General features: G+C 63.6%; 8 protein-coding genes. 4 read left to right on the forward strand and 4 right to left on the reverse strand.

Annotated elements, in window-relative coordinates:
- The 4 genes from AC1DUU_RS14665 to AC1DUU_RS14680 all read left to right on the forward strand — a co-directional run.
- The coding region (locus AC1DUU_RS14665) for a sarcosine oxidase subunit delta (protein WP_476784138.1) at positions 1–339 on the forward strand (339 nt) is incomplete at its 5' end.
- Positions 339–3332, forward strand: a complete 2994-nt coding sequence (locus AC1DUU_RS14670) for a sarcosine oxidase subunit alpha (protein WP_476784145.1) — start codon at positions 339–341, stop codon at positions 3330–3332. The genes AC1DUU_RS14665 and AC1DUU_RS14670, both read left to right, overlap by 1 nt.
- On the forward strand, positions 3325–3873 hold the full coding sequence (locus AC1DUU_RS14675) for a sarcosine oxidase subunit gamma (protein WP_476784139.1): 549 nt from the start codon (positions 3325–3327) through the stop codon (positions 3871–3873). The genes AC1DUU_RS14670 and AC1DUU_RS14675 overlap by 8 nt, the downstream gene beginning before the upstream one ends.
- Positions 3874–3931: 58 nt before the next feature.
- Complete coding sequence (locus AC1DUU_RS14680) at positions 3932–4135, forward strand: hypothetical protein (protein ID WP_476784140.1); 204 nt, start codon at positions 3932–3934, stop codon at positions 4133–4135.
- 70 nt (positions 4136–4205) lie between these two features.
- Here AC1DUU_RS14680 and AC1DUU_RS14685 read toward each other — a convergent pair whose 3' ends face one another.
- From AC1DUU_RS14685 to AC1DUU_RS14700, 4 genes are all read right to left on the reverse strand, one after another.
- A complete protein-coding gene (locus AC1DUU_RS14685) occupies positions 4206–4445 on the reverse strand; it encodes a DUF680 domain-containing protein (protein WP_476784141.1) in 240 nt (79 codons plus the stop codon).
- 137 nt (positions 4446–4582) lie between these two features.
- Complete coding sequence (locus AC1DUU_RS14690) at positions 4583–5227, reverse strand: TetR/AcrR family transcriptional regulator (protein ID WP_476784142.1); 645 nt, start codon at positions 5225–5227, stop codon at positions 4583–4585.
- Between the two features lie 112 nt (positions 5228–5339).
- Positions 5340–5825, reverse strand: a complete 486-nt coding sequence (locus tag AC1DUU_RS14695; RefSeq protein ID WP_476784143.1) for a MaoC family dehydratase — start codon at positions 5823–5825, stop codon at positions 5340–5342.
- Positions 5826–5957: 132 nt separating this feature from the next.
- A partial coding sequence (locus AC1DUU_RS14700; protein ID WP_476784144.1) for an efflux RND transporter permease subunit occupies positions 5958–8931 on the reverse strand: 2974 nt, incomplete at its 5' end.

Raw genomic sequence — 8931 nt, forward strand, 5'->3', positions numbered from 1 at the left:
GAGCTCGAATTCCGCAACGCCGGCGAGGCCCACATCGCGCGTTCGAACAACATCGCGGCTGAAAGCGACGAGGATTTCGAAAAATTCTTCTTCATCCGCTCGAACCCCAAGGGCGTCATCTTCGAGCGCTGGCGCCACATCCATGGTTGCGCGCGCTTCTTCAACGCCGCCCGCGACACCATCACCGACCGGTTCCTTTTGACCTACAAGGCAGGTGAGCCGAAGCCCGACATTTCGACATTGTCGAGCGAAGGGGGGCCAGCTGCCTGGGCCAATCGCCCGCCAGACCAACTGAACGTGAAGCCAAAGGCCAAGCGCTCGACCAAGGGAGAGGCATGATGGCCGGTTCCTACCGCATTTCCGGCCAGGGCCGCCTGACGCCTGCCAAGACCGCGCGTTTCACCTTCGACGGCAAGCCGATGACCGGCCTTGCCGGCGACACCGTGGCATCGGCACTGCTCGCCAATGGCGTGCATCTCGTTGGCCGCTCGTTCAAATATCACCGCCCGCGCGGCATCCTGTCTGCGGGTGCCGAGGAACCCAACGCGCTGGTGAGTGTCGAGCGCGATGCGGCGCGCAAGACGCCCAATGTACGGGCCACGGTGCAGGAACTTTATGACGGCCTCACCGTCAATTCGCAGAACCGCTGGCCGTCGCTTTCCTTCGACGTCGGCGCGGTCAACGATCTTGGCTCGCCGTTCTTTTCGGCCGGCTTCTACTACAAGACCTTCATGTGGCCGAAGGCTGCCTGGAAGAAGTTCTACGAGCCCACCATCCGCTCCGCGGCGGGCCTGGGCGTAGCACCCGATCAGGCCGACCCCGACCACTATTCCGCACGCTATGCCCATTGCGAGGTGCTGGTGCTCGGCGGCGGTGCTGCTGGTCTCGCTGCTGCCCTTGCGGCTGCCGAGACAGGCGTGCGTGTCATTATCTGCGACGAGCAGGCCGATTTCGGCGGCGCCTTGCGCTATGAAAAAGGTGCTGTCATCGACGGCCAGGATGGCTGGAGCTGGGCACAGGCGACCGTCGCCAAGCTCGCCGCCATGGACAATGTCACCGTGCTGTCGCGCACAACGGCATTCGGCTACTACGCCCAGAACTTCGTCGGCCTCGTCGAGCGCGTCACCGACCACGTGGCACGTCCCGGCCGCGACGAGCCGCGCGAGCGGCTGTGGCAGGTCCGCGCCAAACGCGTCATCCTGGCCACCGGCGCGATCGAACGCCATATGGTCTTCGCCAACAACGACCGCCCCGGGGTGATGCTGGCATCCGCCGCGCGCACCTTCCTCAACCACTATGGCGTCGTCGTCGGCAAGCAAGTCGGCGTCTACACCGCCAATGACAGTGCCTATGGTGCCGCGATCGACCTCAAGAAGGCTGGCGTCGGCATCGCTGCCATCGTCGACCTGCGCGACAACCCGACCGGCCCGCTGGTCGACGAGGCGCGCGCTCTCGGCATCGAGGTCAATCATGGCCGTGCTGTCACCAGCGCCAATGGCAGCCAGCGTATCAAGTCGATGACCGTGCAGGCCAAGGCCGGCGGCGCGGAACGCACGATCGCTGTCGATGCGCTGCTGATGTCTGCCGGCTGGACACCGTCGGTGCACATGTTCTCGCAGTCGCGCGGCAAGGTTGCCTTCGATGACGCGACCAAGCGTTTCCTGCCCGGCACTTACGCCCAGGATTGCGTATCTGTCGGCGCCTGCAACGGTTCCGACTCGCTCGAAGACACCGTCGAGCAGGCGCTCGCGGCAGGTGCGGAAGCAGCGAAGAATGCTGGCGCCAAGTCGTCCAGGGGCGTTGCCCTCAAGGTCGAGGCTTCCGAAGGCTGGAGCGGCGGCATGCTGGGTGCTGGCCCGGGCGCTGGCGCCGATACCAAGGTCAAGGCCTTCGTCGATTTCCAGAACGACGTCACCGCCAAGGACATCCGCCAGGCGGTGCATGAAGGCATGCGCTCGATCGAGCACGTCAAGCGCTTCACCACCAACGGCATGGCCACCGACCAGGGCAAGACGTCCAACATGCATGGCCTCGCCATCGCCGCCGAGGCGCTGGACAAGGACATTCCGCAGGTAGGCCTCACCACCTTCCGCGCACCCTACACGCCGGTCACCTTCGGGGCCATCGTCAACCATGCCCGTCACGGGCTGTTCGACCCGACGCGCAAGACCGCGACCCATAATTGGGCCGAAGGGCATGGTGCTGTGTTCGAGGATGTCGGCCAATGGAAGCGCGCGTGGTATTTTCCACGCGCCGGCGAAGACATGCATGCCGCCGTCAACCGCGAATGCGTCACCGTGCGCAAGGCCGCCGGCCTGTTCGATGCTTCGACACTCGGCAAGATCGAGGTGGTCGGCCCGGACGCGGCCAAGTTCATGGAACTGCTCTACACCAACCCGTGGGAGAAGCTCGAAGTCGGGCGCTGCCGATATGGCATCATGCTGCGCGAGGACGGCTTCATCTATGACGACGGCGTCGTCGGCCGCCTTGCTGCTGACCGCTTCCATGTGACGACGACGACCGGCGGTGCGGCGCGCGTCATGAACCACATGGAGGACTATCTCCAGACCGAGTTCCCCAATCTCGACGTCTGGCTGACCTCGATCTCCGAGCAGTGGGCAGTCATCGCCGTGCAAGGCCCCAACTCCAGGCAGATCATCGAGCCGCTGGTCGAGGGCATCGACATATCCGACGAGGCGATGCCGCATATGTCGGTGCGCGAGGGCAAAATCTGCGGCGTGCCGACCCGGCTGTTCCGCATGTCGTTCACCGGCGATCGTGGCTTCGAGGTCAACGTGCCGGCCGACTATGGCCGCGCTGTCTGGGAAGCTTTGTGGGCCGAAGGCCAGAAGCATGGCGCTTGTGCCTATGGCACCGAGGCGATGCACGTGCTGCGCGCCGAAAAGGGCTATATCATCGTCGGCCAGGACACTGACGGCACGGTCACGCCAAACGATGCCGGCCTCGACTGGGCTGTTGGCAAGAAGAAGACCGACTTCGTCGGCATTCGCGGCATGATGCGTCCCGATCTTCTGGCCAAGGGCCGCAGGCAACTCGTCGGGCTCAAGACCAGGGATCCGCGCACAGTGCTCGAAGAGGGCGCCCAGATCGTCGAGAACCCCAAGCAGGCAATCCCGATGAAGATGATCGGCCATGTCACGTCGAGCTATTGGTCGGAGAATTGCGACCGCTCGATCGCCATGGGCCTTGTCGCCGGTGGCCGCGACCGCATCGGCGAAACGCTCTACGTGCCCATGCCTGATAGTGTCATCGAGGTCGAAGTCACCGGCACCGTGTTCTTCGACGAGAAGGGAGACCGCCTCAATGGCTAAGGTCGCAGTCGCCACTAGAAGCCCCGCACTCGCTGGCAAAAATCTTGGCGGGCAGGGCGTGTCGCTCAAGGTGCTGGAGCCGGCCCAGCGCATCTCGCTGCGAGCCCGTCCGGCCGCTGTCGCCGCGCTCTCCAAGGCGCTCGGCCTGGCCTTGCCGCAAAAGCCCAAGACCTCCGCCACCAAGGGCGGACGCACCGCTCTCTGGCTCGGGCCGGACGAATGGCTGGTCATCGACGAAGCCGGCGGCGATCCGCTCGCTGACTGCGCGTCGGTCAAGGGCCTGCACTCGGCGGTCGATGTTTCGCACCGCAACGTTGGCATATCGGTGACTGGCCCCAATGCCGCAGCCACCATCAACGCCGGCTGCCCGCAGGACCTGTCGCTCGCCGCATTCCCGGTGGGTGCCGCCTCGCGCACGGTGCTGGGCAAGGTCGAGATGGTGCTGCTCAGGACCGGAGAGGATGCCTTCCGTGTCGAGTGCTGGCGCTCGTTCTCCGACTACGTCTACGGTTTCCTGTCGGAAGCCGCACGCGACGGCTGATTTCGGAACCTCGGGAATGGGTACGCGTTTGTTCATCGACTCAAGAGGGACCCACGCGATGCCCACAATTTCCGAACCAAAGGGACAGATGCTCCCAAAGCGCGAGAGACGCGCCCGGCGCAGCGACGACCGGCCCAAGGATCAGCAGGTGCTGCAACAAGAGCTCGACGAAGGGCTTGAGGACAGCTTTCCGGCCAGCGACCCGGTATCGGTGACGTCGACCACGATCTCCGGTGGACCGGTAGAGCCGAGAAAAAGCTGACCGCTGCAGCCCCGCAAGTATATGAAAGCCGCTCTGTCAGGCGGCTTTCATAGCGAAATCCTTCCCGAACTCAGTATTTGGGCGGCACGATCCACGGGTTCATGTCGAAGCCGAGCCGCGGGCCTTGGCCGCTTTTGGTCGTCGACGGGCTGCGCTCCTTGATCGCACCGGTCGTGCCGCAGTCGAGCTTGTGCTTGGACGTCGTTGCGCTGCACGCAGAGGGCGCATGCGTCGTCTTGTGAGTGTCCTTTGCCATTGCCAAGCCGCTCGTCGCGAGCACCGCCGCAAGCGCCAGAATTGTCCGTCGCATTGTCCATCTCCGCAAATTTGTACCGTACATGTACGGGATAACTTACAGATACGGCCGCACCTTGCGTATTGCAAGAGCATTAGCCGTACGCGTACGGAGGCGTTGGTTTCAAGGCACTGAATGCTGCCCGGCGGGCTCTAACAATGGCCGGGTTCGTCTGTGAGTGGAGCCGTCTCGCTTGCGGCAAGTCCTGCCAGAGCGAGATCCCCGATTCGCGTCACATAGGCTTTGGGATCGCCGAAGGGATAGAAGGGAAACGTGATCAGCAGCGAGATCGCCCCGTGGGCCACGGTCCATAGGGCCGTGGCGATGGCGCGGGCGTCGCCCTTCAGCTTGCCTGCCGAGATGCATGCTTCAACCCGCTCCAGGATCACCTGGAATGCCGGGTTGCCTCGTTCCATCTCGGCAAAGGTCTTTCCGACCGGCGGCTTCTGCTTTTCGGTCATGAACACGGTCCGGTATTCGTTCGGATTGCCAAGCCCGAACTCCGCATATTCGGTGAGGGCTGCGTGGACCGCTTCGAGTGGATCGTGAGGTCGGTTCTGCCGCATCCGTCGCGCCAGGTCGATGAAGGCATCCTCGGCGAGCGCCATCAGGATTTCCTGCTTGTCGGCGAAGTAGGAATAGACCGACATCGGGGCATAACCGACCCGCGTTGCAAGCTTGCGGATGGTCAGGCCCTCATAGCCTTCTTCCCGCACCAGCGCATGGGCGGCTGCTACCAGTTCGGCCCTGAGTTCGGCCTTGTGGAGCCCACGTCGGTTTGCGGCAATGCTGGACACGGATACGCCTTGTTGACTTCACGCACTCGAAGCCGGCGACTTTATACGCCGGTCCGGAACGCGGCAAGGCAAGCGCGGTAGCTCATCAGGACTACGAATTGACGAAGTATGTTCAGGCGGTTTCGCGCGAGGGCTCGACAAAAGTCAGCGTCAGCCAGCGCGCGGTCAGTGCCGGCTTCTTCGAGTTCTCGATCTCGATGGTCACCTCATGCGTCGCCTGGATCCAGCCGGACGGGCGGATCTTCAGCTCGGCCAGCACGAAGTGGGTGCGGATGCGCGAACCGGTCTTCACCGGAGCCACGAACTTCAACTCCTCGAAGCCCTGGTTGATGCCCATGCTGCCGCCCTCAACCGAGGGAAGCGTGTCGAAGGTCATGGCCGAAAGCAGCGACAGTGTCAGAAAACCATGCGCGATGGTGCCGCCGAAGGGTGTTTCCTTGGCAGCACGTTCGGGGTCACAGTGGATGAACTGGTGGTCGTCGGTAGCGTCGGCGAACTGGTCGATCATCAACTGTGTGACCGTGCGCCATGGCGAGACGCCAACTTCCTTGCCGACACTGGCCTGAAGTTCGTCGAGAGTGATCGATTTCAGGCTCATTCGTATCCCGTTCTGCATAAGAAAAAGTCATGCGCTCCGCCGACTGCGAGGACTGATACAGAATCGGACGCGCCATGTCATCGCTTGCGGCGGCAAATCCGTCGCAGATTGACCAATATCAGTTCTGTGTCGTTATTCCGCAGGCTCCACGCCGGTATAGGCGGYTTCTTCGAGCTCGCGCTTGAGCCGGTTCTCTTCGGCGACCTTCGGCGTGATGAAGCGGCCAAGCAGCAGATAGGCGACAGGCGTCAGGAACAGCGTTGAGATCGTCGCGAGGCCGAGCCCGCCGACGATCACCCAACCGAGCGCGATGCGAGCCTCGGCCCCGGCGCCTTGCGCCAGCACCAAGGGCAGCCCGCCGAGCACGGTACAGATCATCGTCATCATCACCGGGCGCAGGCGGATCGTCGCCGCTTCTTCGATCGCCTGGCGCACGCCCATGCCGCGGTCGCGCAGCTGGTTGGCGAACTCGACGACCAGAATGCCGTTCTTGGCCATGACGCCGACAAGCAACACTAGCCCGATCTGGCTGTAGGCGTTGAGCGAGGTGCCGGTCAAAAGCAGCGCGAAGACAGCGCAGGCCAGCCCCAGCGGCACTGTCGCCATGATGATGACAGCACTTACGAAGCTCTCGAACTGCGCCGCCAGCACCAGCAGGATAATGACGATGGCAAAGCCGAAGATCGTCAGCATGCTGCCGCTGGTTTCGTTGAGGGTCGCAGCTTCGGCCAGCGGCAGCAATCGGCTGCCCGCCGGCATCACAGGTGCGGCGATCTGTTGAACCGTCTTCAGTGCTTCGCCAAGGGCAAAACCGTCGGCGAGGCTGGAGGTGATCGCCACCGAGCGCTGCTGCTGTTCGCGCGACAGCGACGGCGGCACGGCGCGCTCGCTGAGCGAAGCGATGGTCGAAACCGGCACGAAACGCCCGTCGCTTGCCCGGATGAAGATGTTTTCGAGATCGGTCGAATCGTTGATCGGGTTGGTAGTCGAGACCAGCTTCACGTCGTAGCTGCGATCCTCGATGAAGACGCTGGCGATCTTGCGGCCGTCGAGCATCGCCTGAAGTGCTGGCGACAGGCCGTTGATGTCGATGCCGAGATCGGATGCGCGGTCGCGGTCTACGGTGACGAAGAGCTGGGGCTGGTTGGCGTCAGTGCTGAGGCGGGGCTGCTGGAAGCGCGGGTCCTTCTCCATCTCGGCCAGCACCTTGGTGGCGGCAGCACCCAGATCGGCATAGCTGTTGCCGACCAGCGCGAATTGCAGGCCGTTGCCGGCACCGCGGATGCCGAGGCTGTTGGGCTGGGCGACCGTAGTGCGTACGCCGGGCACGTCGCGGGTTCGCGCCACGATGTCGGCGGCGATCTGCTGCTGGGTGCGCTCGCGCTTATCCCAAGGCGCCAGCGACAGCACCATGAAGCCGCTATTGTTGTTGTTGCCCATGCCGGCGCTGACGAAGGTGCTTTCGATCTCGCCCGACTTGCGGAGCGGCTCGATCAGTCCTTCGATGCGGCGCAATTGCGAGGCAGTGTAGTCGAGGCTGACGCCTTGGGGTGCCGACACGCGCAGCATCACCATCGAGCGGTCCTCGGTCGGCGTCAGTTCCTGGCGCACGGAGCCGAAGGCGATGTAGGCAGCGCCAGCAAACAGGATGGAGATCAGGATGACGATCACTGGCGCGTTAAGGCAGGCGCGCAGGCAGCTTTTGTAGAGGGTTGCGAGCTTGGTGCCGATCTTGCCGATTACTCCCGAACGGGTGTGCTCGATGCTCTTTTCCGTCAGCATGCGCGAGGCGAGCATCGGGCATAGCGACAGGGCCACGACCGATGACAGCAGCACCGAGATCGCCAGCACGAAGCCGAATTCACGAAACAGGCCGCCGGTCTGGCCGGGCAGGAAGGAGATCGGGATGAAGACGGCGGCAAGCGTTGCCGTTGTCGCGACCACAGCGAAAAACACTTCCTGCGTGCCGAGCACGGCGGCAGCGCGAGGGCCCATGCCTTCGTTGCGTCGCCGCACGATGTTTTCGAGTACGACGATGGCATCGTCGACGACAAGGCCAGTTGCCAGCACCAGTGCCAAAAGCGTCAGGATGTTGACCGAGAAGCCGGCGAGATAGATGCCGGCAATCGTGCCGATCATCGCCACCGGCATGGCAAAGCCGGGAATCAGCGTCGCGCGCCAGTCCTGCAGGAACAGGTAAATGACAATCAGAACGATGGTCACCGACAAAAGCAGCGCGATTTCGACTTCGTGGATGGCGCCCTCAACGAAGGTGGCATCGTCCGAAGTGACGCGGATTGTCATGCCCTTGGGCAAGGTGGTCTGGATCTTTTCGGCGGCGGCACGCACGCCTTTGGAAATATCGAGCGTGCTCGACTGTGCCTGGCGCACGATGCCGATGCCGATGCCGGTCTTGCCGTCGGAGCGCAGCGAGGTCGAGCCGGGGTCGCCGCCCAGCGTGACGGTTGCGACATCGCCGAGGCGCGTCTTGCCGTTGATGATGATGCTCTCAAATGCCTCCGGCGTCGTCACCGCAGCGCTTGCGCGCACGATGATGTCCTGGTTGCCGACGGTGAGCGAGCCCGCCGGCGCGTCGAAGGAGACGCTTGCCAGCGCATTGGAGATGTCGGCCAGCGTCAGCCCCAGGCTCGCCACACTGGCCTGGTCGATGTCGACGCGGAACACCTTGGCGCGGTCGCCATACATCTGCACGTCGGCGACGCCGTCGACCGAGGCCAGAACGTCGACGATCTGGTCTTCGACCAGGATGGTCATGTCCTCTACGGGCATGGTGTCGGATGTCACCGCAAGGCGCATCACCGCGTCGGCGTTGGCGTCGGCCTTGACGATACGCGGCGGGTCGGCGTCGTCGGGCAGGGTGTTGGTCACCCGGCCGACCGCGTCACGCATGTCGGAAGCCGCGACATTGAGATCGACGCCGTCATTGAACTCCACCGTCACGCGGCTGTTGCCGTAGGACGAACTGGACGAGATCGACTTCACGCCGGTGACACGCGCCACGGCACCTTCGACGACGGCTGTCACCTGGCGGTCGACGATTTCGGCCGCGGCATCGGAATAGGTCGTCGACACGGTGATCACAGGG

It is taken from the genome of Aminobacter sp. P4_H6_2 (assembly GCF_056400805.1).

What these genes read in the sequence shown, in the direction of transcription:
- AC1DUU_RS14670 (WP_476784145.1), top strand. Translation starts at nt 339, where the DNA reads ATGGCCGGTTCCTACCGCATTTCCGGCCAGGGCCGCCTGACGCCTGCC.
- AC1DUU_RS14675 (WP_476784139.1), top strand. Translation starts at nt 3,325, where the DNA reads ATGGCTAAGGTCGCAGTCGCCACTAGAAGCCCCGCACTCGCTGGCAAA.
- AC1DUU_RS14680 (WP_476784140.1), top strand. Translation starts at nt 3,932, where the DNA reads ATGCCCACAATTTCCGAACCAAAGGGACAGATGCTCCCAAAGCGCGAG.
- AC1DUU_RS14685 (WP_476784141.1), bottom strand. Translation starts at nt 4,445, where the DNA reads ATGCGACGGACAATTCTGGCGCTTGCGGCGGTGCTCGCGACGAGCGGC.
- AC1DUU_RS14695 (WP_476784143.1), bottom strand. Translation starts at nt 5,825, where the DNA reads ATGAGCCTGAAATCGATCACTCTCGACGAACTTCAGGCCAGTGTCGGC.